The sequence below is a fragment of the Pseudodesulfovibrio hydrargyri genome, assembly GCF_001874525.1.
GTDB lineage: Bacteria > Desulfobacterota > Desulfovibrionia > Desulfovibrionales > Desulfovibrionaceae > Pseudodesulfovibrio > Pseudodesulfovibrio hydrargyri.
In genome coordinates this window covers 827,654-851,358 of sequence record NZ_LKAQ01000004.1, presented here as the reverse complement: position 1 = coordinate 851,358, position 23,705 = coordinate 827,654, and the positions used below count along the sequence as shown (strand labels likewise).

Annotated in this window: 21 protein-coding genes; 10 read left to right on the top strand and 11 right to left on the bottom strand. The window is 63.4% G+C overall.

Annotation, left to right across the window (positions count from 1 at the left end; translation table 11 throughout):
- Position 1 precedes the first annotated feature (1 nt).
- From BerOc1_RS08330 to BerOc1_RS08315, 4 genes are read left to right on the top strand one after another with little or no spacing between them, the layout of a single operon-like run.
- Entirely contained in the window at positions 2-1,348 is a 1,347-nt protein-coding gene (locus BerOc1_RS08330) for an AAA family ATPase (protein WP_071545254.1), read from the top strand.
- Positions 1,338-2,297: a metallophosphoesterase family protein gene (locus BerOc1_RS08325; RefSeq protein WP_071545253.1), complete on the top strand. Its 960-nt coding sequence runs from the start codon at positions 1,338-1,340 to the stop codon at positions 2,295-2,297. The genes BerOc1_RS08330 and BerOc1_RS08325 overlap by 11 nt, the downstream gene beginning before the upstream one ends.
- Positions 2,290-2,610, top strand: coding sequence for a hypothetical protein (locus tag BerOc1_RS08320; protein WP_084641266.1), 321 nt, complete (start codon positions 2,290-2,292; stop codon positions 2,608-2,610). The genes BerOc1_RS08325 and BerOc1_RS08320 overlap by 8 nt, the downstream gene beginning before the upstream one ends.
- A complete protein-coding gene (locus tag BerOc1_RS08315; protein ID WP_071545251.1) occupies positions 2,611-3,276 on the top strand; it encodes an ATPase involved in DNA repair-like protein in 666 nt (221 codons plus the stop codon). It begins immediately after the preceding gene.
- 33 nt (positions 3,277-3,309) lie between these two features.
- Here the strand turns inward: BerOc1_RS08315 and BerOc1_RS08310 are convergent, their stop codons facing one another.
- The 3 genes from BerOc1_RS08310 to BerOc1_RS08300 form a co-directional block, all read right to left on the bottom strand.
- Positions 3,310-4,092, bottom strand: coding sequence for a nitroreductase family protein (locus BerOc1_RS08310; protein WP_071545250.1), 783 nt, complete (start codon positions 4,090-4,092; stop codon positions 3,310-3,312).
- Positions 4,093-4,532: 440 nt separating this feature from the next.
- On the bottom strand, positions 4,533-5,369 hold the full coding sequence (locus BerOc1_RS08305) for a hypothetical protein (RefSeq protein WP_071545249.1): 837 nt from the start codon (positions 5,367-5,369) through the stop codon (positions 4,533-4,535).
- Positions 5,366-6,385 (bottom strand): hypothetical protein, encoded by a 1,020-nt coding sequence (locus BerOc1_RS08300; protein ID WP_071545248.1) that lies wholly within the window; start codon positions 6,383-6,385, stop codon positions 5,366-5,368. Before BerOc1_RS08300 ends, BerOc1_RS08305 begins: the two co-directional genes overlap by 4 nt.
- Before the next feature lie 367 nt (positions 6,386-6,752).
- Here BerOc1_RS08300 and BerOc1_RS08295 point away from each other — a divergent pair, with 367 nt between their 5' ends.
- From BerOc1_RS08295 to BerOc1_RS08285, 3 genes are all read left to right on the top strand, one after another.
- Positions 6,753-7,799, top strand: coding sequence for an efflux RND transporter periplasmic adaptor subunit (locus BerOc1_RS08295; RefSeq protein ID WP_242652920.1), 1,047 nt, complete (start codon positions 6,753-6,755; stop codon positions 7,797-7,799).
- On the top strand, positions 7,799-11,044 hold the full coding sequence (locus tag BerOc1_RS08290; RefSeq protein WP_071545246.1) for an efflux RND transporter permease subunit: 3,246 nt from the start codon (positions 7,799-7,801) through the stop codon (positions 11,042-11,044). The genes BerOc1_RS08295 and BerOc1_RS08290 overlap by 1 nt, the downstream gene beginning before the upstream one ends.
- A gap of 133 nt (positions 11,045-11,177) precedes the next feature.
- Entirely contained in the window at positions 11,178-12,614 is a 1,437-nt protein-coding gene (locus BerOc1_RS08285; RefSeq protein WP_071545245.1) for an ATP-binding protein, read from the top strand.
- 57 nt (positions 12,615-12,671) lie between these two features.
- Here BerOc1_RS08285 and BerOc1_RS08280 read toward each other — a convergent pair whose 3' ends face one another.
- From BerOc1_RS08280 to BerOc1_RS08270, 3 genes are read right to left on the bottom strand one after another with little or no spacing between them, the layout of a single operon-like run.
- On the bottom strand, positions 12,672-14,066 hold the full coding sequence (locus BerOc1_RS08280; protein ID WP_071545244.1) for a peptidase U32 family protein: 1,395 nt from the start codon (positions 14,064-14,066) through the stop codon (positions 12,672-12,674).
- A gap of 55 nt (positions 14,067-14,121) precedes the next feature.
- Positions 14,122-14,874, bottom strand: a complete 753-nt coding sequence (locus tag BerOc1_RS08275; protein WP_071545243.1) for a DUF362 domain-containing protein — start codon at positions 14,872-14,874, stop codon at positions 14,122-14,124.
- A 5-nt stretch (positions 14,875-14,879) separates the two neighbouring features.
- Positions 14,880-15,740: a PHP domain-containing protein gene (locus tag BerOc1_RS08270; protein WP_071545242.1), complete on the bottom strand. Its 861-nt coding sequence runs from the start codon at positions 15,738-15,740 to the stop codon at positions 14,880-14,882.
- Positions 15,741-15,871: 131 nt separating this feature from the next.
- Here BerOc1_RS08270 and BerOc1_RS08265 point away from each other — a divergent pair, with 131 nt between their 5' ends.
- From BerOc1_RS08265 to BerOc1_RS08255, 3 genes are all read left to right on the top strand, one after another.
- Positions 15,872-16,060, top strand: a complete 189-nt coding sequence (locus BerOc1_RS08265; RefSeq protein ID WP_071545241.1) for a Trm112 family protein — start codon at positions 15,872-15,874, stop codon at positions 16,058-16,060.
- 231 nt (positions 16,061-16,291) lie between these two features.
- Positions 16,292-16,705, top strand: a complete 414-nt coding sequence (locus BerOc1_RS08260) for an Hsp20/alpha crystallin family protein (protein ID WP_071545240.1) — start codon at positions 16,292-16,294, stop codon at positions 16,703-16,705.
- A 10-nt stretch (positions 16,706-16,715) separates the two neighbouring features.
- Complete coding sequence (locus BerOc1_RS08255) at positions 16,716-17,084, top strand: Hsp20/alpha crystallin family protein (protein ID WP_071545239.1); 369 nt, start codon at positions 16,716-16,718, stop codon at positions 17,082-17,084.
- A 90-nt stretch (positions 17,085-17,174) separates the two neighbouring features.
- Here the strand turns inward: BerOc1_RS08255 and BerOc1_RS08250 are convergent, their stop codons facing one another.
- From BerOc1_RS08250 to BerOc1_RS08230, 5 genes are all read right to left on the bottom strand, one after another.
- Positions 17,175-17,855: a response regulator gene (locus tag BerOc1_RS08250; RefSeq protein ID WP_071545238.1), complete on the bottom strand. Its 681-nt coding sequence runs from the start codon at positions 17,853-17,855 to the stop codon at positions 17,175-17,177.
- Position 17,856: 1 nt separating this feature from the next.
- The gene (locus BerOc1_RS08245) at positions 17,857-20,718 is read right to left on the bottom strand and encodes a sensor histidine kinase (protein ID WP_071545237.1); all 2,862 of its coding nucleotides are present in this window, start codon (positions 20,716-20,718) and stop codon (positions 17,857-17,859) included.
- A gap of 113 nt (positions 20,719-20,831) precedes the next feature.
- On the bottom strand, positions 20,832-22,169 hold the full coding sequence (locus BerOc1_RS08240) for an alpha/beta hydrolase family protein (protein WP_129586506.1): 1,338 nt from the start codon (positions 22,167-22,169) through the stop codon (positions 20,832-20,834).
- Between the two features lie 141 nt (positions 22,170-22,310).
- Positions 22,311-22,727, bottom strand: a complete 417-nt coding sequence (tolR, locus tag BerOc1_RS08235) for a protein TolR (RefSeq protein ID WP_071545235.1) — start codon at positions 22,725-22,727, stop codon at positions 22,311-22,313.
- 9 nt (positions 22,728-22,736) lie between these two features.
- Complete coding sequence (locus BerOc1_RS08230; protein WP_071543795.1) at positions 22,737-23,441, bottom strand: MotA/TolQ/ExbB proton channel family protein; 705 nt, start codon at positions 23,439-23,441, stop codon at positions 22,737-22,739.
- Between the last annotated feature and the right edge of the window lie 264 nt (positions 23,442-23,705).

Below are 23,705 nucleotides of genomic sequence, written 5' to 3'. Positions count from 1 at the left end.
TATGATTACCAAGATCATTATCGATAACTTCATGGCTCACGAGCACACCGAGCTTATGCTCGGCCCTGGCGTGACCATTCTGACCGGCTCCAACAACACCGGCAAGTCCGCCGTGGTCGAGGCGTTGCGCTGCCTGGCCACCAATCCCGTGCCCAGCCACGTTATTCGCCACGGGGCCAAGGAGGCCCGGGTAGAAGTTGTATTGGACGACGGCACACGGGTGGCATGGATTCGAACCAAGCGGTGGGCTAAATATGAATTGTGGGCTCCGGGCGCCGAGGAGCCCGAGGAGTATAACAAGCTGCAGCGGAAGGTGCCTGAAGACGTGGCACGAGTTCTGCGTCTTGATCAGGTGGAGCTCGAGACTCGTAAGGGCGCTGTGGATGTCCACCTGGGCAATCAGCGCGACCCGGTCTTCTTGTTCAACCAGCCCGATTCGGTCATGGCCGAGTTTTTCGCCGCGTCCACCGAGTCCGCCCATCTGCTGGCCATGCAGAACGCCCTCAAGATGCGCGTGCGCGACGCCAAGCGCGAGGAACGCGCCTTGATGGACCAGACCGATCGGGTCGGCTTGGATCTGGACCGCCTCGCCCCCCTGCCGGACATCGCCCGGCGCATGGAGGAGGCCGAGGACCTGGAGCGTGACGCCACCGGCCTGGAACAGGCCATCCCGGCCCTGGAAGGGGGGTTGACGGAGCATCGCGCCCTGGTAGCCGCCCTTGATCGCGAGCGGGCTGCGGGCGCGGTCCTGGAGGCGATCCAGCCCCCGCCGCCGGTCCAGGACGTGGACCGGCTCAAGCGGTACATCGCGTCCATGGGCACGGTCTCGGCCCAGCGCGGACGCGCGGCCCGCACCGCCGGGACCCTGGCCGGACTTGCTACCCCGCCCGACACGGCGGACACCGCCCCTCTGCGCCATCTGCTGCGCGACCTGGCCCTGACCGGTGCGACCCTGCACCGGGCCTCGATCCATCAGGCGGCCATGGCCGGTCTGGCCGTTCCCCCGGCCCCGGAGAACACCTCGCGGCTTGCCGGGTTGGTGGACGAACTGTATGTCCTGCGCGCCCGCAATAAGCGGCTGGCCCGCCTGGAAGCGGTCTTGGGGAAGATTGCGGAACCGCCCGTGCCCGCGCCCCTGGATGGCCTGGGCGGGATGGTCGCGGAACTTGCCGGATTAATAAATAAAATTTCTGAAAGACAGGCCGAGCTGAACGGCCTGGAAACGGACTTGCGGTCCGTTGTGGTAGCCATGGACGAGCGCATCCAAGCCATCGGCTGCTGTCCGGTCTGCGGCGGCGATCTGACCACCGACTCCTTCCTGGATCACGGGTGCCGCCATGACGCTTGAGCGCATCAAGGCCAACGGCCTGTTTCTGGTGGCCGATCCGCACCTGGCCGACCATCCGCCGGGCCAGCGGTTGGAAGGGTATCTGGACCAGATCATGATCAAGCTCACCGCCTGCCTGGAACGGGCCGACGAGCTGGGCATGGCCTTTGTCCTGCTCGGCGACCTCTTCCACTGGCCGCGCGACAATTCCAACCGCATGCTCGTGGAGCTCATCCGCCTGTTCGGCGGCCGCACCGGCGACAAGGCCGTGCATGTCCTGGTGGGCAACCACGACAAGTACCAGTCGCGCTTCACGGACGACGTGTCCTTGGCCGTGCTTGAGACCGCGGGCGCGGTCCGGTTGATGAAGGACATCGGCCCGCAATTCGTCCTGGACACCCCGGGCGGCGCGGTCCTGGTCGGGGCCAGCCCGGACGGCGCGCCCCTGCCCAAGGCGTACGAGCGTGAAGAGGGCGACCCGGACACCGTGGTCTGGCTGACCCACCACAACATCCGTTTCCCCGAATTCATCGACCGGGCCTATTCCATCAAGGAGCTGCCCGGCGTGGACTGGGTCGTCAACGGCCACATCCACCGGCCCCAGGCCACGGTGACCAAGGGGCAGACCACCTGGGCCAACCCCGGCAACATCACCCGGCTGACATTCACCCGGCGGTCCATGGTCCGCGAGCCCGCGGCCGCCATCTGGACGCCTGGCTGCGAGGAACTGGAGAAATGGGTGGTCCCGTATCTGCCCTTCGACCAGGTCTTCCCGGACCAGGACCTGCCCCCCGAGGAGCAGGAGGTCGAGGGCGAATCGAATTTCATCAAGGGACTGGAACGGCTGGCCTGGCAACGCACCCACGAGGGCACGGGCCTGCGGCAGTTTCTGACCGAAAACCTGAGCACCGAAACCCCGGAGGGCAAGCTCATCTGGGAACTCTATGAGGAGGTCGTCAACGGTGAATAACAACCACAACCAGACAGGGACGAACAGGGATTCCCAGGTGGAGCAGGAGCTTAACGGCCTGCGCCGCCAGTACGAGCAGTTGCGCGACCGCAAGGTGCGCACCGAGGAGGCCGTGGCCCAGCTCTCCCACCAGCTGGAGACCCTGAAGCAGCAGGCCGAGGCCGAGTACGGGACCAGCGACCTCAAGGAACTGCAACAGCTTCTCGAAGAGAAACGCAAGCAAAACGAAGAAGTTGTGGCCAAGTACCGCGAACATATCCAACAGATGCAGGGTGACCTCGCCCAGGTGGAAAACGCGGTGGAGGGCGACTAGGTGACCGTGTCCGCCGACTTGAGCGAACTGCGCCGGGCCCGCCGGGAGGCCGAGGGCCGTCTGCACCGGCTGTCCGCCCTGGGCGAGCAGTGGCACGCCGAGCACGGCCGCGTGCGCGGCAAGCTGGCCGAGGTGCGGGAGTTCCTGGACCTCGCCCCCAGGGCGAGCGACACGCTCGAGGAGCTGTCCACCGCCCTGTTCGGCCGCATCCTCGACGAGGTGGAGGCCAACCTGACCCACGCCATCCGCGAGATCCTGGGCCAGGACCGGGTGGTGGTCACCGAGCGCGAGGTCAAGAACAACCGCCTTCAGATCCATTTCCTGATCCGCAACCAGGGGCGCGAGGACGAGATCGAGGACATCATGTCCGGCCAGGGCGGCTCGGTCTGCAACATCCTGTCCGTGGGGTTGCGGCTCATCGCCCTGTCCCAGCTGCCCGAGGCGGCCCATCGGCCGTTCCTGGTGCTCGACGAGCAGGACTGCTGGCTCAAGCCCGGCCTGATCCCCAAGTTCATGAAGCTCATCCAGGAGATCGCCGCCCGCCTGGAACTCCAGCTCCTGGTCATCAGCCACCATCCGCTGGACCTCTTCGCCGGGTCGGCCGACCGCATCTATGAGCTGACCCCGGACCGCGAGGCCGGGGCCGTGGTCAAACAGGTCAAGTGACCCTCCCGGAGGAGGGCCACTCCATTCTTTATCTTACAGCCAGGTGACCCGCGCCGCGTTCCGGGGCGGAATGAGAAGGTGCTTCAGCCGGGGATGCCCGAGCATGATCGCGCCGCCGACCTGGCTCCCCTCGGGCACGCCGAGCACCGGGAGCAGGTCGGGAACCGCCTTGCTCGCGGCGGTCACCAGCCCGGCCCAGCAGGTGCCCAACCCCATGGTCGCGGCCAGCAGCTCCATGTAGGTCAGGGCGATGGTCCCGTCGATGGCGGTCCAGGCGTAGTCCGCGGGCCCGTGGACCACGGCCAGGGCCGTGGCGTTGCGCAGGATCACGTCCCGCCCCTGCCGGGCGGACTCCACGTAGTGCGAGCGCGCCGGGTCGCCGCCCATCCACTCAAGCGACAGTTCCCGGACGCGGTCCAGCCGCTGCGCGTCCTGGATCATGGTCCAGGACAGCTTCTGGGAATTGGACGCCGTGGGCGAGCGGCGGGCCGTTTCCAGCAGCCGTTCCAACTGCTCGCGCGAGACCGGTTTCTTGCGGAATGAACGCGCCGAGCGTCGGGAAACGAGCAGGTTCTCCATGGCCTCGGCGTCGGGCCGCTTTTCGGGCGTCGGGAAATAGTCCCCGGCGGGCGTCAGCGCGTTGTCCAGAGCATTGGTGGGGCACACGGCCACACAGTGGCCGCAACGGATACAGCGGTCGGCGGCCCCGTCGATTTCCTCGGGCACGGACCCGCCGTCCATCCTGATAAGGTTGGCGGGGCAGGCCTGGACGCAGAATCCGTCCCTGACGCATTTTTGGGCATCGATGGTGATCATCACGATAGGTCTCCTGGTTACTATCCTTGTTTTCATCCGACCATACCACCTGCCGCCCGCGTTGCAAGAAGGCACGGCGCGGTGCCCCGGTTCCCTGCCGGGAACCGTCCCCGCAATGTTCGATTTTGTGTCCCGCCCTCTGGACATCTCCGCCCGAATGCTTACTTCTATAGTGCCAAAGATGGCCATAAGGGAAAGGCCCGAAAGGGATCGGCCCATGACATATACGACGGCAACCCGAACGGAGGATTCCACCCGTTAAACCACAGCAGACCATATACCAGCGAATCGAGTCGCGCCCCCGCAAAGCATAGTGTGCGCATGGACCCCCGAGGCAGAGAGCCAGGGACCGCCGGGTAAACCGGTCAGCGCACTTTTTTTACGCCCAAAAAAAGACGGACACGGTTGACCGTGTCCGTCCGGGCCAAAGCCGCGTCGCGCTATTGCGCGTCCGCCGCATCCGGTGCGGGATCGGAGTATGCCGCCTTCAGATAATAGGTGATGTTTTTGGCTCTGTAGACGCTCTTTGCTTCGCGGAGCACTTTGGTTTCCTTGTCCACGATCAAAGCGGCGTCCACGGAGTCGATGACCTTTTGCCTGTACCTGTTTTTGTACTGCTTGCTCGTCGCCTTGTATTCAAACACGAGGCATTCGTGGCCTTTGAGCGTCTTTTGCCCTGAAAGAACGATCTCGGTGTCCCCGAAATGCGGTGCGTATTTCACCGGCACCATGGGGTGACCATGGGAGATGACGGCCCCGGTAGCGGCGTTGGACGCGGAAAAAGGAAGAATGAGCATGGAAAAGACCTTGCGGTAATAGGCCTGCCAGAAGGCGTCGTTCAATTCCGCATCCGGGTCGCTTTCCTCCTCTGCCTGGGCGTCCCACAAGGGGTTGCCCAACAGGTCGGTTTCGATCTCAACCTTCAGTTTACCATGGGAATCCTTCAGATTGTAGAGCTTGAGCACATCATCCAATGTCTTGGGCTCGGCCCTCTTGTTGTTTTCGATGCCGTAGATCTTGGCCGTAGCAATGAACTGCCAATGCAGGACATCCCCTTCCGGTCGGACAGTGTAATCCAATGAGTATTGTTGTGTGTTGAACTGGAACCGGCGCTGCCCCGCAGCGAGGGTCATGTCAATATGCCCGGAACTGGGCGGATACTGCAGCTGGGCTTCTTCCGTCAGCGGCAGGACGTCGTTTCCGGCCAGGCGATGCGGGGCACAACCAGCCGTTGCCAGAAGAACAATGCCGATCACTAGGGCAAGAGTGGTTTTCATTTGGCCTCCTCTCCGTTCATTTCACTGAGGTATTTCGTTATCTTGGCGGAATAGAGTGACAGGATGTTCTCGAACGACTCAAATTCGTCGTAATCGTCCAGGTCGAGTTCAACGCTGCCAATCTCCTTTTCGCTTTTGGATATCACCGCATCCGCAGCGAACCGGTTTCTCTCTTTGGAAAACCAGCCTCCACGGTTGGCGGCTATTTCAGGTACGACGATCTTTATGGTGTAAACGGTCGTCGGGTCGTGATCGAACAAGTGCCCGGCTGCGATGTCGCGACTGACCTTGGTCGGCAGTTCCGACATCAGACGGGCCATGAAGTTCAGAGTATATGACTCCTTGCCGGAGGCGCGCTCCTTGGCGTGGTTGAATATCCAGTGGATATTGTCCTTGGTGAGCGGGACCTCCGTGGACACGGACAGGAGAGAGCCATGTATGCGGGCCGATGCGCCGTCCTTCAGAGGCGTAGGGGTGAGCCCGGCCAGGTCGTGCATGAACTGCTCGGTGACGAGGTTCACGGCGGTCTGGTACGCCCGGATCGGATTGGCCGGATGCGTACAGGTCGTTCTTTCAAAGATAAAATCCTGTTCGCTTTCATAGTCCTTTTGCAGGAGGGTCCGCCCTGTGGCGACGTCGGTTACCGTGTACTGCGCCGCGAACAGGGAAGGGCTTGGGGCCCACGCACTGTATGTGCCGAGGAGCATGGCCTTGGCCTTGATCTCCACGTTGACCACGGCGTCGGACCGGGAGTTGTTGAATTCCGGGGCGTACAGCGCCTCTTTTGTGATCTTCATGAGATCGTTCAGGTACTGGGGTTCGAAGATCATTTTGTCTTCCATCCGCTCTCCGTCGGGGGCGGGAAGGTAAGTCAGCCTGCCGACCCGGAACGGCAGGGGGGTGGCGGGGGCCACTTGGGCCGTGGCCTCGGGCCTGGGGGGGCATTTGGCGGTGGGGCCGCATCCCACGAGGAAGACGGCCAGAAACAACAGCGACATGATGCGTATCGGTTTCACAACAAACACTCCTGAAATGGGAAGTCCATACAATGTGCAAAGAAAAAGAACGGTTAGCTTTTTTTAATACAACCGCTGCAACAGCAGGAAAGGGTTAACAGATTCTTAAGCTGATATGGAACAGTGTTATAAATTGTATAGATATTGTATATGCAATGCGGGATGAGGCGGTTTCAGAAGCGGATTGCCTCTCGGCGGTTGTCGGCATTCCGAAGGAAATCCGGATCAAAGGCATGATCTTGTCCGTGGCGTGAGTCGGGGATTGTGTGTTATATACCGGGTCATGCGAAAAAGAATCCTGAACATATTGTCAATTGTCTTGTTCTCGGCGGTGCTGGCCGGTTGCGGGCAGGAGCCCCCTGCGACCGTGAGCAAGGGGGCCGGGTACGAGCCCGGGGCCACGGCCGTGGCCGAGCGCACGGTCTTGCCGCGCCTGTTCGACGCGGTGGGCACGGTCCAGGCCAAGACTGACATCCGGGTGGAGGCGCAGGTCACGGGGAGGGTGCTGGACGTCCTGGTCCGGCCCGGCGACCGCGTGGCCAAGGGCGACAAACTGGTGGTTCTGGACAGCCGCGCATCCAACACCCGGCTGGAGCGTTCCCGCCAGGCGCTGGCCTCGGCCCGCAGCCAGGTGGCCCAGTCCCGCGACGTGCTGGCTTCGGCCAAGGCCGCGTACACCAAGTCCGAATCCACCTACCGGCGCATGAGCCAGCTCTTCGAGCAGAAGGTGGTCACGGCCGAGGAAGTGGAAAAGGCCGAGGCCGACTATCTGCAGGCCAAGGCCGCCTTGAGCCGGGCCGAGCAGGGCGTGGCCGGGGCCGAGGCCCAGGCGCGCGAGGCGGACAAGGTGGTCCAGGAATCCGAGATCGACCTGGGCTACACGACCATCACGGCCCAGGAGGCGGGCGAGGTGGCCAAGCGGCTGGTGGAGCCGGGCGATCTGGCCTTCCCCAACAAGGAGCTTTTGACCCTGCACACCAGCGGGTCCATGCACCTGGAAGCCATGGTCCGCGAGGCGCTCATCGGGCGCATCAAGCTCGGCGACTCCCTGTCCGTGGTCATCACCGCCCTGAGCGACAAGACGCCGCTTACCGGCGTGGTCCAGGAGATCGAGCCGTTGGCCGACCCCGTGACCCGCTCGTTCCTGGTCAAGGTCAGGCTGCCCGACCGGCCCGGCCTGTATCCCGGCATGTTCGGCCGTCTGCTGATTCCTCTGGGCGAGCGGGAGACCGTGCTGGTGCCCAGGGAGGCGGTCCGCCACGTGGGCCAACTCGAGACCGTCATGGTCGAGGGCGCCGAGGGGTGGCAGCCGGTTTACGTGCGCACCGGACAGGCCGTGGACGGCAAGGTCGAGATCCTGTCCGGCCTGTCCGGCGGCGAGACCGTGGGGCTGGGCCGGGAGGGAGGGCTCTGATGCCGCCCGATCAATCCAGGGTCCGGGGATTTCTGCCGTCCATCGTTCGCTATTTCCTGACCTCGCAGATGTCCATTATCCTGGCGCTGGCCTCGCTCATGGTCGGCGCGGCCGCCATCATGGTCACCCCGCGCGAGGAGGAGCCGCAGATCGTGGTGCCCATGGCCGACGTCCTGGTCCAGGTGCCGGGCGCGTCCGCCGAGGAGGTGGAAAAGCTCGTGACCACGCCGCTGGAGCGGCTGCTCTGGCAGATCGACGGGGTGGAGTACGTCTACTCCATCTCCAGCAAGGACCGGACCTCCGTGACCGTGCGCTTCTTTGTCGGCGAGAACCGCGAGGACTCGCTGCTCAAGCTGTACAACACGATCATGAAGAATCAGGATCTGGCCCCGTCCATCGTCACCGGCTGGGTGGTCAAGCCGGTGGAGATCGACGATGTGCCCATCGTCACCCTGACCCTGCACGCGGACCATGGTTACGAAGGCCGCTACTCCGATTTCGATCTGCGGCGCATGGCCGAGGAGCTGTTCCACCGGCTGGCCGAGGTCGAGGACGTCTCCCGGGTGCGCCTGTATTCGGGCCGCTCGCGCGAGGTGCGCGTGGAGCTGCACCCGGACCGCATGGCCGGGTTCCACGTCTCGCCAGGGGAGATCGCCACGGCCCTTTCGGGCGCGGACCGCTCCCTGCCCGCCGGACATTTCGTGTCCGGCGACGCGGACACTCCGGTGGTCAGCGAATCCTTCCTGCTGTCAGCGGACGATGCCGCTTCCCTGGTGGTCGGCGTGTTCGACGACAGGCCGGTCTACCTGCGCGACGTGGCCGACATTCTCGACGGCCCGGCCGAACCGGCCAGCTATTCGCGCATCGGCTTTTCCGACCTGTACCTGACCGAACACGACTGCGAGCCCGAAAACGTGTCCCGGCCCGCCGTGACCATCGGTCTGTCCAAGAAAAAGGGCGTCAACGCCGTGGGCGTGGCCGACGCGGTCATCAAACGCGCCAGGGAGCTCGAGCGCAACGTGCTGCCCGAGGGCGTGACCCTGACCGTGACCCGCGACTACGGCCAGACCGCCCACGCCAAGGTCAACGACCTGCTCTCCTCCCTGCTGTTCGCCATCATCACGGTCATCGCCCTGCTCGCCTTCACCCTGGGCTGGCGCGAGGCCCTGGTGGTCGCCCTGGCCGTGCCCATGAGTTTTTCCCTGGCCCTGTTCGTCAACCACCTGATGGGCTACACCATCAACCGGGTCACCCTGTTCGCGCTCATCCTCTCGCTCGGCCTGGTGGTGGACGATCCCATCACCAACGTGGACAACATCCAGCGGCACATCCGCATGGGGCTGCGCGATCCGCTCGAGGCCACCCTGGCCGCCGTGAAGGAGGTCCTGCCCCCGGTCATCCTGTCCACCCTGGCGATCATCGTCTCCTTTGCCCCGCTCTTCTTCATCACCGGCATGATGGGCCCGTATATGGCCCCCATGGCCGCCAACGTGCCCCTGACCGTGTCCTTTTCCACCGTGGCCGCCCTGACCGTGGTGCCGTGGATGGCCTACCTGCTGCTGCGCAACCACAAGTTCAGGAAACCCGCGCCCAAGGACGATACTTCCGGCGGCAAGACCGGCACCCGGCTGCAACGCATCTACGGCGCGGCCATCACCCCGTTTCTGAGCAAGTCCCGCAACCGCTGGCTGCTGCTGACCGGCATCCTGGCCGGGCTCGGCCTGTGCGCCGGGCTGGTGGTCATGCGGTTGGTGCCGCTCAAGATGCTGCCCTTCGACAACAAGAACGAATTTCAGATTCTGGTGGACATGCCCGAAGGGACCACCCTGGAGCGGACCGACCGCGCCGTGCGCGACTTCGAGGCCTATCTGCGCACCGTGCCCGAGGTGACCGACTTCGTGACCTACGCGGGCCGGCCCTCGCCCATGGACTTCAACGGCATGGTCCGCCACTACTACTGGCGCGAGCAGCCCAACCTCGCGGACATCCGCGTCAACCTCAAGGACAAGTCCGAACGGTCCATGCAGTCCCACGCCATCGGTCTGCGCCTGCGCAACGACCTCCAGGCCATCGCGGACCGCAACTTTGTTCGCATGAAGCTCGTCGAGACCCCGCCCGGCCCGCCGGTTATCGCCACCCTGACCGCCGAGGTCTACGGCCGCCCGGCCATGGACTACGGTTCCCTCATCCAGGGCGCGCGTCACGTGGAATCGGTCATGTCCGCCCTGCCCGGCCTGGTGGACCTGGACGACTCGTCCGAGACCGACCGGACCATGTACGACTTTGTCCTGGACAAGGAAAAGGCCGCCCTGCACGGCGTGACCACCGCCGATGTGGTCGACGCCCTGCGCCTGGCCCTGTCCGGCTCCACCCCGGCCAACGTACACCTGCCCAACGAGCGCCAGCCCCTGCCCGTGCGCCTGGTCCTGCCCGTGGCTCTGCGCACCGGCCCGGACACTTTGGGCGAGCTGCGCATGAAGACCGCGTCCGGGGCCATGGTCCCCCTGGCCGAACTCGGCTCGTTCCGCGAGGTCCCGGCCGAACAGCCCATCTACCACAAGAACCTCAGGCGCGTGGCCTACGTCTACGCCGAAACCGCGGGCATCCCGCCCGGCGAGGCGGTCCTGGACCTCCAGTCCATGCTCAAAAAGGATCCCCCGCAGCCCGGCCTGACCACCGAGTGGGCGGGCGAGGGGGAATGGAAGATCACCCTGGACGTGTTCCGCGACCTGGGCATCGCCTTTGCGGCCGCCCTGATCGGCATCTTCATCCTGCTCGTGGGCCAGACCGGCTCGTTCGTCATGCCCGCCCTGATCATGTCCGCCATCCCCCTGACCCTGCTCGGCATCCTGCCCGGATTCTGGCTGCTCAACCTGGCGGTGGGCTCCACGGTCGGCGGGTTCGGCGACCCGGTCTTCTTCACCGCCACATCCATGATCGGCATGATCGCGCTCGGCGGCATCGTCATCCGCAACTCGCTCGTGCTCATCGAGTTCATCCAGTCCGAGGTTAAGGACGGCGTGCCCCTCAAACAGGCCATCGTCCAATCCGGCGCCGTGCGCATGCGCCCCATCGTGCTCACCGCCCTGACCACCGCCCTGGGCGCCTGGCCCATCACCCTGGACCCCATCTTTTCGGGGTTGGCCTGGGCCCTGATCTTCGGGTTGGTCGCCTCGACGTTGTTTACTTTGGTCGTGGTCCCGAGCGGGTATTATGCGCTGTATGGCGGAAAGGAGAGAGTATAGGTTCGACGAATATTTCTATATCTCTTTTTGAAAACCGCGCCCTTATTGTTTTAGTATAAATCAAATATATTCGGATTGTTAACGACTATTGAAAAAATAAGACCACTGGAGTAGTCTTATTTTGGAGGCAGTCATGTTGGAAGTATCCAAAGAAGAAATAGTCGCTCGCCTATCTTTCATCGACAATCCCTGGTGGGAATCATCGGCGCGCCCTGAGGATTGGCAATATAACGGATTGCCGTATCGAGCGTATTTCAAGGCTTTTTACTCGAGATGCACTCAAAAAAAAGTTCGTAGGGCGGCTATATTGATGGGGCCGAGGCGTGTGGGCAAAACGGTCATGCTTCATCAGGTGATCCACAAAATGGTGGCCGATGGTTGGAACGCGCAACGCATCCTCTTCGCATCTATAGATACTCCGATATATACTGGGATGGGTCTGGAACAATTCGTCGGGATCGTTAGAGAAAGACAATCCCTAGGTAGAAATGACGAGTTTGTGGTTTTCTTTGATGAAATCCAATATTTGAAAGATTGGGAAATTCACTTGAAAAGTCTGGTCGACAGCTACCCCAACGCCAAATTCATTGCGTCGGGGTCCGCTGCGGCCGCATTGAAGGTGAAGAGTCACGAATCTGGTGCTGGACGATTCTCCGATTTTATGCTCCCCCCCCTGACTTTCGCGGAATATCTGAGCTTTATCGGCCGAGAAGAGGAACTCGTGGGGATGGTGGGAGACGAACTGGAGCATCTCCAGGAAGTTTCGATAGGACCGTTGAATGAAGAATTCGTGACATATCTGAATGTGGGGGGGTATCCGGAGGCCGTTGCCAGCCTCGACGTCAGAGAGGGAGCCAGCCAGTTCATTCGCAGGGATATCATCGATAAGGCATTGCTGCGTGATCTTCCCAGTCTGTATGGGATCAATGATGTTCAAGAATTGTATCGGCTGTTCACGGTTGTTGCCTACAATTCAGGCAGTGAATTCAATCTCGACGGCCTCTCCAAGGCGGCCGGGGTCAAAAAAGATACCATAAAGAGGTATCTCAATTATTTGGAAGCGGCTTTTCTGATTATGAAGGTCTGCAGGGTTGATGAAACGGGCAAGGCATTCAAGCGGGAACGAGGCTTTAAGCTGTACCTAACCAATCCTTCGATTCGTGCAGCCTTGTTTCAGCCGGTAGGACCGGACGACGACCCGATGGGATGTTTGACGGAAACGGCTATTTTCAGCCAATGGTTCCATGCTCGGGAAAATGAACTGTTGAGATATGCCCGGTGGAAGGGGGGCGAGGTGGATATAGTCCAATTGAATCCGGCGACCTTAAGGCCCACCTCTGCACTTGAAGTAAAATGGTCGGATTTATATTTCCGTGATTCGACAAAACTTGGGGCTCTGCGGTCTTTTACGGAAAATACGAATATTTCCGCTCTCGCAACCACAAGAACGGCTTTGGGGATAACGCGAGATAAAGGCTTCAGAGTCGCCCATGTGCCGAGCAGCTTTTATTGCTACTGGGTGGGAAAAAAAGGAATCGAGCAAAAGGTGACCCAACTTGCCATACTGTAACAGTATAAAATAAATTGAAATAAATTTTCTCTAGAGAATAAGTCCGGTTGATGATGCTTAATCCAGCTTGTCCATATCCCAGGGTTTTCGGATGAACATGCCGGTCTTGATTTCCGGGTGGTCGCAGATGAACACGGCGCGTTGGCCGGGGTGGGAGGTGTCGACGGCTTGGCCTGTGTCGTCGACCAGGCCGTAGTCCTCGGCGGAGATCTGGGGCCGGATGAGGCCGGGCACGAGGATTTCCACGGGGGCGGCCGAGGTCCAGCGCGCCTTGGTCTGGACGAGCCAGCGGCCCGCGGCCAGGGGGGCGAGGATGCGGGCCAGCACGGGCCGTTTTTCGGTCTCGTCGGGCGGCTGGGCGATGATGCCCCGGTTGGCCGGGTCGAAGAAGCCTGTGGTCAGGGGCCGGGAGGCGGCGTTGACCAGTTCGGACAGGTAGAGTTCGGGCTGGAACCGGCCGGTGGCGGCGTGGGTCAGGGCGGTCTTGTAAGCATCCACGACCTGGGCGAGGTAGGCCGAGCTCTTGGTGCGGCCTTCGAGCTTGAGCGAAGCGACCTTCATGCCCCGGAACCACTCGAGATAGTGGAGCAGGCAAAGGTCTTCGGCGGCGAAGAATTTGGTCCAGTTGTCGGTGTCCAGCGCGGCGGACAGGGCGCGGTCGGCCGGGGGCTGGGACGCGGACCGGTCGTTGTCCGGGGAGGAGAAGGCGAACTCCTCGGGCGCGTCGAAGGTGAAGTCTTCGGAGAACGGGTTTTCGTATTCGCGCATCTCCCAGAGCTTTTCGCCGGGCCGGGTGCGTTCCTCGAAGGTCATGGACACGGGCCGGTACTCGTAGCGGCAGGGGTGGGAGCACTGGCCGAGGTTGCCGGGCCGGTCGTTGAGCAGCGCGGACATGTAGCAACGGCCGGACACGGCCATGCACATGGCCCCGTGGACGAAGACCTCAAGTTCCATGGTCGGCATCTGCTTGCGGCAGGCGTCGAGCATCTCGCCCAGCTCGGCCGAGCGCAGCTCGCGGGCCACGTTGACGCGTTTGGCCCCGTTCTCGCGCCAGAAGCGCACGGCCTCCACGTTGGCGGTGTTGGCCTGGGTGGAGATGTGCACCGGGATTTCGGGCAGCTCGCGGCGCAGCAGGCGGATGACGCCTGGGTCGGCGGCGATGATCGCGTCTGGCCCGAGTTCGCCCAGGGTGTCGAGCTGCTCGCGCACCGCGTTCATGTGCGACTGGCGCGGGTAGACGTTGAGGGTGTAGTAGACCTTGACCCCGGCCTTGTGGGCAACCCGGATGGCCCGTTCCAGGGCCTGGCGGTCGAACCCGCCCGCGCCGGCGCGCAGGTTGAGGCCCTCGCCGCCGAGGTACACGGCGTCCGCGCCGTAGAGGATGGCGGTCTCGAGCTTTTCCATGTCGCCCGCGGGAGCGAGCAGTTCCGGGATGAACGGGGTGTCGGGCATGGCGCAGACTACCTGATGGGGGTTCGTTTCGCCAAGCGGAATGTTGGCGCGGCCGCTAGCGCAGGTGGTCGACTTCGCGCCAGTCGATGCCGAGCAGCCCGGCGGCGGCGCGGTCCACGGCCAAAGGGTCGGCCCCGGCCAGGATCATGCCCACTTCCGGGCGGCACCGAGGGCCGCCCAGGTGGTAGTCCCTGAGCCCGACCGTGGCGTCCATGAGGGTGAAGTGCGGGGTGACGTAGCGGTTCAGGTCGCGGATGGAGCCGTGCATGTCGCGGTGGAAGAGGGCCTTTTTCCAGCCGCCGCCCTGGTAGTGGGAGGGCGGGGCAAAGCCCATCATGTTCTTCATGGTCCCGGTCACGGAGGCCATGGAATGGCCCTTGAGCACGGGCAGGGACACGATGCAGTGGGTGAAGGCGGCCTTGGGCAGCCACATGGTCGGAAAGACCGGGCAGCCCGGGCGCGAGACCTCGGTAAGGTCCGCGTGGTTGAGGTCGAGCAGATCGACGCCCTTGCATCGGGCGAGCTCCTCGTAGCCCAGGGCGGTGAAGACCTCGCCGGTCTCCTTGTCCTTGTCGCCGGTGCCCTCGGCGATGGTGATGGGCGCGTCCGTGTGGGCGCGGACGGCGTCGATGGCCGCGGCCGTGAACTCGGGGTGGGTGGTCACCGGAAAGGGCGAGGCGTTGACCAGATTGGGCTTGAGCAGGATGCGCTCGAATCCGGCCAGGGCGTCCGGGCCGCCCGCCTGTTCAAAGGCGTCGCGCACGGTCCGCGCGTAGCTTTCGCAGGGGAGGGTGACGACGTCGGCCATGATCGTTAGACGGGCAGTCCCTTGGCCCGCCGGGCCGCTTTCATCTTGTCGAGCAGTTCGTTGGGGATGTCCAGGTTGCCCCGGCCCACGCCGAGCCTGATGTCCGGCTTGTTGGTCCCGTGGAAGTCCGAGCCGCCGCTCTTGAGCAGGCCGAGGCGGTCGGCCATCTCGCCGAACGCCCTGGTGTCCGCCTCGGAGTGCTCGGAGTAGAAGACCTCCATGCCGTCCAGGCCGAGATCCATGAGGCGGCGGACCGCCTTTTCGGTTTCCTTGTAGCTCAGTTTCAGGGCGAACGGGTGGGCCAGGATGGAGGTGGCCCCGATGTCCTTCAGGATGGAGAGGGCCTGCTCGGGCGTGAGCTTGCGCTTGGGCACGTAGGCCCGGCCGTTGTCGCCGACCCAGACCTTGAAGGCCTCGTCCATGGACGAGACCACGCCCAGCGCCATGAGCTCCTGGGCGAAATGCGGCCGGCCGATGGTCCCGGTGGCCCGTGCGGCCACGGCTTCGTAGGTGATGTTCACGCCAAGCTTGCGCAGTTTCTCCACGATCTCGTGGTTGCGGTTGGCGCGCCCCTCGATGACCCAGTCAAAGGCCTTTTGGAGTTCGTCCGCCTGTTTTGGCAGCCACAGGGCGACCACATGAATCCAGCCCGTGCCCTCAGGCGACTCCAGGCTCAGTTCCGCGCCCGGAATGACCTCTATGCCGAACTTTTCCCCGGCCTCCAGGGCCTCGTGTATGCCCTGGAAGGTGTCGTGGTCGGTCACCGCGATGGCGTCCAGCCCGCTCTCCTTGGCCAGCCGGACCAGTTCCGTGGGCGTCAGGGTCCCGTCGGAGACCGTGGTATGCGCGTGCAGGTCTATGCTCATGGATATGCTGTCCCTATGGTTGTCTATGGTTCAAGTTTTCAAGATACAGACTCTCCGCTGCGAGGTAAAGCACGGCGTGGTTGCCAATCCCCGCGCCCGGGGCTATCCTGCGCAGCGAAAAGGAGAACGCCATGACCCTGAAAAAAGAACTGCTCGATATTCTGGCCTGCCCGCAGTGCAAGGGCGAACTCACGCCCAAACCCGGCGGCGACGGGCTGGCCTGCCCCAAGTGCAAGGTGGTCTACCCGGTCAAGGACGACATCCCGATCATGCTCGTGGACCAAGCCGTGCCCGAAAAGGACTGGACCGGCTCAAACTAGCCGCTCCAAAGGTTCGTCTTTCACGCCGCCCTGCCCGCATCCGCGGACAGGGCGGCTTTTTTTGCGGCCCGGAATCCCGCGGCCTTTTCTCTCCATTCCGGAACTCTCCCCGCCGTCAGGTCCGCGATAGCGGACCGCGAGCATGAGCAAAAAATTTTCCACAGGGTGTCTTGACGATCGAAAAAGCGTGTCTATTTTTGATTTTGAACGAACGAAAAGGAGGTGCCGTTCATGGTTATCGATTTCAATACGCTCTACAATTTTCCGTCCCGGTTGGATCGTGTCTTTGAGGAAATGCTCAGATCGCCCATGGGCGACGACCGGCGTTTGGCCTATCCCCCGCTCAATTTGAGCAACGACGAGGAGAACATTTACGTCCGCGCGGAAGTGCCCGGCGTGACCATCGAAGACGTGGAACTGACGTTGACCGACAAGACGCTGGTCATCAAGGGCGAGCGCACCGCGCCGCAGGGCAAATTCTATCGCCAGGAACGCCCGAGCGGTGTTTTCCACAGAGTTGTCAACATCGGCGTGCCGGTGGACAGGGACAAGGTGACTGCGGCCATGAAGGACGGGGTGTTGACCGTGACCCTGCCCAAATCCGAAGAGATCAAGCCGCGCACCATCAGCATCGACGTCGCCTAAGGAGGGTGTCATGAGTGAAGTCGCGAAGAAAGAGGCAGTCAAGGAATTGAGCCGTTTCCGTCCGGCCACGGACATCCTGGAGCGCGAGGACGGCTTTCACATCTTCATGGACATGCCCGGCGTGAGCAGGGAGGACATGGCCATCGACCTGGAAGAGGACGAGTTGACCGTGACCGGCCGCTCAGACCAGTGCCCGCTGCCCGGCGAGAAATTCGTGGAGGCTCAGTTCGGCGCGTGCGAATACGTGCGGTCCATCTCCATCTCCGACATCGTGGACCGGGAGCGCATCAAGGCGTCCCTGGAGAACGGGGTCCTGGAACTCTTCCTGCCCAAGGTGGAGAAGGTCCAGCCCAAACGGATCACCATCCAGGCGCAATAGTTTTGTCAATCATTGCATAGCAAGAGCCCCCGGCAACCGAAGTTGCCGGGGGCTCTTTGCGTGCGGTGCGCGACCGTCGGGTGGAAGCGGTCAAATGGCCCAGGTCTCGATATCGATCAGCCCCAGCCGGGCGGCGTAGCGGACGAGTTCCACGGAGCTCTTGAGGCCGAGTTTCTTCATCAGGTTGGTGCGGTGGTTCTCCACGGTTTTGGGCGAGATGAACAGTTCCTCGGCCACGCCCTTGGCGGTCAGCCCTTCGGCGAGCATGCGCATGACTTCCTGCTCGCGCGGGGTCAGGGTGGAGTACGGATCGTCGTTGCCGTCCTCGGAGCCGCTTTTGGTCTGGAGCAGTTTGAAAACCACTTCCTGGGACAGGGCGCTGTCCAGGAAGAGATTGCCGCCGGCCACGGTGTTCAGCCCCTTGATGAGCTGCCCGGCGGCGGATTCCTTGATGATGTAGCCGGTGGCCCCGGCGCGGAAGGCCTCGACGATGTAGTCGGCCTCGGAGTGCATGGAGATGATCACGAATCGGGTCTGGGGCAGTTCGTCCTTGAGTTCGCGGATCATCTGGATGCCGCTCTTGTCGGGCATGGAGATGTCCACCAGGACGATGTCCGGCCTGTGGTCGCGGGCCAGGGCCACGCCCTCCTGGCCGGTGCCCGCCTCGGCGCAGACCGCGAAGTTCTCGTCCCGGCTGACGATGGTTTTGAGCCCCTCCCTGAAGAGGGGGTGGTCGTCGACGATCAGGATGTCCAGGGTGTTCGCTCCCATACTAGCCGTGTCTCCTCGCGCTTTCGATCGGTACCTTGAAAAGTATGCGTGTGCCGGTGCCGGTCAGGGTCTGGATCTCCATGGAACCGCCGATGAGGCGGGCCCGCTCCTCCATGCTCCGCAACCCCATGCGTTTTTCCGCGTCGGCCCTGGCCAGGCTCTCCTCCATCGGGAATCCGCTGCCGTTGTCCTCGATGCGGATGAGGATGTCCGGGTGGCTCTTGACCAGGCGGATGACGGCCTTGGTCGCCCCGGCGTGGCGGCAGATGTTCCTGACGGCCTCCTGGACCATGCGGTAGAGATTGATTTCCACGTCGAAGTCCAGGGTAATATTTTCGAGTCCGGTGGAGAAAAAGTCAACGTCAAAGCCGTAGCGGTTCCCCGAATCGTGGCACAGGTTGGTCAGGGCCTGGACCAGGCCCAGCTGGTCCAGGGCCGGGGGCCGCAGGCCGTAGGCGATCTCCCGGACCGAGGCGATGGTCCGGCGCAGAATGTCGGCCACGGCCTCTCCCCGCTCGGCCAGTTCCAGGTCCGGCGCCGGGAGGCCGTCGAACAGGGTCTCCATCTTGAGCATGATGGACGAGAGGTCCTGGGCCACGTTGTCGTGCAGGTCGCGGGCGATGCGCTGGCGCTCGTCCTCCTGCACGCGGATGAGTTGCTGGGTCAGGGCCTGGATGCGTTCCTGGGCCTTGCCCCGCTCCTCGGCCACGGCCTTGAGCCGGACGTTGGCCTTGGACAGTTCGGCGGTCCGCTTGCGCACCCGGTTCTCCATCTGGGCGTGGGCGATGAGCAGTTCGGACTCGAGCGCCTTGTACCGGGTGATGTTGGTCAGGATGAGCATCTGGGCCTCGCGGCCGCCCCACATGATCGGCTTGACGCTCATGTTCACCCACTTGGTCCCGCCGCTGCGGGTCAGGACGCGGAAGGAGCCCAGGGACTCGTTCATCCCGCCGGAGGCGAGGCGGGCGAATTGGGGGGCATGCTCGTGCTGGTCGCCGGGGTGGACCATGTCCACGAAATCGATGGCCTCGAGCTCCCCGGCCGAGTAGCCGGTGATGCGCAGCATGGACTCGTTGACGTAGCGGACCGCGCCGTGCTGCATGACGATGACGCCTTCCTGGGAATTCTCGGCCAGGACGCGGTAGCGCTCCTCGGAGTCCATGAGGGCCTCTTCGGCCCGCCGCCTGGGGGTCACGTCCAGCAGGGAGACGATGACCCTGGACAGGGTATCCTTGTACTCGTCGGGCACGAAGAAGTGGGCCATGACCCAGATGGTGTCGCCGTCCAGAGTGCGGTTGGCGATCTCGCCACAGTATTCCCGGCCGCCCGAGGCGAGCAGGATCATCTCCTCGGCAAAGGCGGACATGGAGGATTCGGTCAGGACGTTGTCCAGGTTGCCGAACAGCTCTTCCTTGCTGGCCGCGCCGAGCAGGGCCAGGGTGGCCTTGTTCACGTCCACCACGGTGACCAGGTCGGCGCAGCGGAGCAGGGCCTCGGGGTTGTCGCGGAAGAATGCGCGGAAGTCCGTGACGCCCTGCTCCCTGAGGTCGTCGAAGTAGAACTTGAGCTTGGTCAGGTCCTCTTCCCACAGGGAGATGGGGGAGTCCTCGAACAGGGTCCGGAAGCGCGCCTCGCTGGCCGCGATGGCGGCCCCGGCCTCCAGGCGCAGGGTGACGTCCCGGGACACGCCCTGGAATCCGTGGGGGCGGCCCTTGTCATCGAGCAGCCGCTTTATCATGGTCTCGACCCAGAATATCTTGCCGCTCTTGTCGATGTGCTCCAACTCCAGAGTGTTGATCAGGGTGTAGTCGCCCCTGGCCTCGGCCTCTTGCCGCCGGGCCAGGGCCTCCTCGAACTTGGCGATGGACGACCGGGTGATCATCTTCTTGAACGGGCGGCCCTGGAGCTCCTCCGCGGTGAAGCCGCTGACGTCCTTGATGGACGGGGTGGCGTAGACCAGGCGGTATTCGTCGTCCATGGTCCAGATGACGTCGGCGGTGTTTTCGGCCAGGAAACGAAACTTCTCCTCGCTGGCGCGCAACCGTTCCTCGGCCTGCTTGCGCGCGGTGATGTCCGTGGCGATGCCCTCCACGGCCAGGGGAGCGCCGTTCTTGTCCCGGAGCAGGATGTGGCGCTGGCTGGCCCAGTGGACCCGGCCGGACTTGTGGATGAACTGAAATTCGTATTCCTCGCGCACCTGGCCCGCGAGCAGCTCCTCCATGATCCGGTCCAGGTAGTCGTGCCAGTCCGGGTGGATGATCTTGCGGATGAGCATGGGACATTCCTGGTATTCCCGGACCGAGTAGCCCGAGAACCGCTCCACCGAGGGGCTGAGGTAGTCGTACAGGCCGGTGCGCAGGTTCAGGCGGAAGAAGATGTCGCTGGTGCAGTCGGAGATGAAGTTCAGGCTCTTTTCGGCCGAGCCCAGGGCCTCGCGGACGCGGATGAGGTCGGACAGGTCCTGCTTGATGGCGATGACGCAGGTGACTTTCCCGGACTCGTCGGTAATCGGGTCGAACCACCCCTTGACCGTGTGCAGCCGGCCGTCCCTGGCCCGGATCACGTATTCCCCCTGCCAGCGCTCTCCCTGGCTGACCGTGGAGAGGACATTGTTCCAGTACAGCTCCAGGGTCTCCTCCGGCATGAGCATTTCCTGGGGGATGTCCAGGATTTCCCCGACGGAGTACCCCCAGAGTTCGGTCCAGGCCCGGTTCCCCCAGATGGGTCGGAGGTTTTCGTCGTGGATGGAGATGGCCATGCCCGAGGCCTCGACCAGCTTGCGGAACAGGGCGGGGTCGGATTCGATCAGCCGCTTGCGGGTCTCGGCGTCAGGGCGTTCTAGCGGGTCGCGGTCGATCTTCACAGGGCGTCCGGCTGGGTGAAAGTGGCTGGCATGGGCCTCTACGGTGGGGTTACCGTACCGCATTTGCCGGTTGAATGGAAGGAGCGGGCCTTGTTTGGGGCCGCTTCGGGAGGCTATTCGAGACCGTTGATCCAGGACACGGCCAGGGCGGCGTGGTCGTCGGCCACCTGCTCCACCCAGGAGGAGTGTTCACCCTCGGCCTCAAGCACCTCCCGGCTGGTCCTGGCCGGGGCCACCACGATGGTAAAGGCGCGCTTTTCCCGGTCGCGCAGGGTCTCGAGGGTGGTGATCAGGGGGCGCCAGCCGGCCGTCCTGCGGCCGGTGACCAGCCAGAACACGGGCATGTCCAGCCCGGCGAGCACGGCCCGGTTCGGCAGGTCGCCGGGATCGAGACCGTCGGTCAGCATGCAGATCAGGAAGCGGGGGGCGGTCCGGCGCGCGGCCCGGATGGCCGCCGGTACACCCGGGCCCGAGCCCCAGATGCCGGTCTTGTCCGCGTCGATGGACGGATGGGCCGCCAGGAAGTCGAAGGCGGACAGGGTGTCCTCGGCCAGTTCTCCGGTGCCCGCCGGGGAGGGGGATTCGCCGCCGCAGCCGCGCGGGGTGAAGGTCAGGGCCGCCAGGCCGTGCATGGACAGGGTCCGGGCAAAGGCCTGGACCATGCCCGGGTCGGCGCAGTCCGGGCCGTGGACGATCACCGCGCCCGCGTGGCCCTCGTCGTAGGGCGGGCGGGAGAGCCTGGCCTCGATCCGCCCGGCGGGACCGTCAAAGGCGACCTCCTCCTCGCGCACGTGGACCTTGACCGGGTAGTGGGCGATGCGGTCGTCGTCGGTCATCAGGATGAACCGTTCGATGCGGTCGTCCTTGGCCAGGAAGGTGACCGAGCCGGTGACCGGCTCGTCCGCGTACACGGATGGGCCGATGGTGTAGACGTACTTGCCGAAGGCCTGCTTCAGGCGGCGCAGGGTCTTGTTCTTGGAGTCGTAGATCAGAAAGCGCCCGTACTTGGTGTTGCGGGCGTCGATGATGGAGATGATCCGGTCGTCCTTGGTCCGGAACTGGCCGGAAAATTCCTTGGCGGAATAGGAGAAATAATCGCCCATCAGCGCCCGGCCGAAGCGTGCTTCGGCCCCCCGGTGCACGGTGGCGTCCTTGCGCACGTAGATTTTTTTTGACAGGCCGTCATCGGCCAAGTCCTCTTCGGGCGCGGGGGGCAGAGTCTTTGTCGGGCTGATCTCGATGACGTCAGGGTCGAATTCGGGCTCGGCTTCTGGAGTCTCCTCGGAGCCGATGACAGGAGGGGAATCGTCCAGGACCACGGTCTTGTCCATGGGCAGCGGAGCGGCGACATAGAGATCGTTGGGGAACTCCGGCTCATTGGGGATCGCGGTTGCGGGCGGGAGGGCCGGTTTGGGCTCCGGCTTCGGTTCGGGCTCCGGTTCCGGCTCCACACTCAGGTCTACTTCCAGAATTTTCTCAGGAAGCACGACCGGCAAGGAAATGAAATGGAGTGCCGCCATCGCTATCAACGCATGGAAGAGAATGGAGAATATTCCGCCCAGCACCCGTTGCATGCCATCCGTCCCCGGCCGTTACCGTTTTTTGTCTTGCTTGGGCTGTTCGGCCACGATGCCGAGCCTGTCGATGCCCGCGGCCTTGATCTCGCCCATGACCTGGACCACGGTGCCGTAGGGGACTTCCTTGTCCGCGCGCAGGAAGAGCTGTTTCTTCTGCTTGGCCACCAGCCGCTGGATGTATGCCTGCAGCTCGTCCAGGGCCACCTGGTACTCGTCCAGGAAGATCGTGCCGTCCTTCTTCACGGACAGGACCAGGTGCTCGGAATCCTGGGGCAGGTTGCGGACCGTGCGCGTGGTCGGCAGGTCCACCTCCACCCCCTGGGTCATGAGCGGGGCCGTGACCATGAAGATGATCAGCAGGACCAGCATCACGTCCACAAAGGGCGTGACGTTGATCTCGTTGAGGAACCCGCCGCCGGTCTTGATCGCCATGGCTCGCTCCTAGTCCCGCTCGGGCTTGTCGGCCCAGGCGATCTCGCGTTCGGCGCGGTTCAGGAAGGCCCCGGCGAAGTCGACCATGCCGGACTCGACCTCGTTCAGCTTGCCCAGAAAATAGTTGTAGAAAATGGTCGCCGGGATGGCCACGAGCAATCCGATGGCCGTGGCGATGAGCGCCTCGGAGATGCCGGGCGCCACTGTGGCCAGGGCCGCGCTCTGGGCCATGCCGATGGAGTGGAACGAGTGCATGATGCCCCAGACCGTGCCGAACAGGCCGATGAACGGAGCCGCGTTGGCGCAGGTGGCCAGAAACGGCAGGTTGCGGGTAAGGGAGCGCATCTCCTTGGAGATGCCCTGCTTGAGCACGCGGCGCAGGGTGTCCTTGACCAGCAGCCGCTTGCGCTCGCGATTGACGTCGGCCTTTTCCAGCAGCCGGAACTCCTTCACGGCCAGGGACGAGACCCGGGCCAGGGGCGAGTCGTCCTTGTCGCCCAACCCCTTGATACCCTTGGCCAGATCACCTGCGGCAACAAACGCGTCGTAGCCCTGGATGACCTTCTTGCGGGCCGTGCCGATGGTGAAGAACTTGAAGAAGATGATGGTCCAGCTCCACAGGGACATGCATCCCAGAAAGAGCATGACCAGCTTGACCGCCAGGGTCGCCCCGGCAAGCAGGGACAGGATGGAGTTGTCGGGCAGAAAATTCATGGTTGCACCTTTTCGGGTCTGTGTGTCGGGAAGGGTCTGTACTGTGTGTAAACCCCGATGGGCCAGAAATCAAGGGGGATGCGAAATGGAAGGGCTGTCTTTTCAGACGGTTGCGGTCAGCTATGTGGGCCGCCGACCGGCCCGGCGAAACCGTGCCGGACTCGCGGATGCGGTATGCACTTGTCCCTTGTCCCGTTTATGGCGTAAGGACATCGGATAGGCGGCGGGAACCGTTTATCTTTCGGGGCGGCCAGCGGAGGCGTT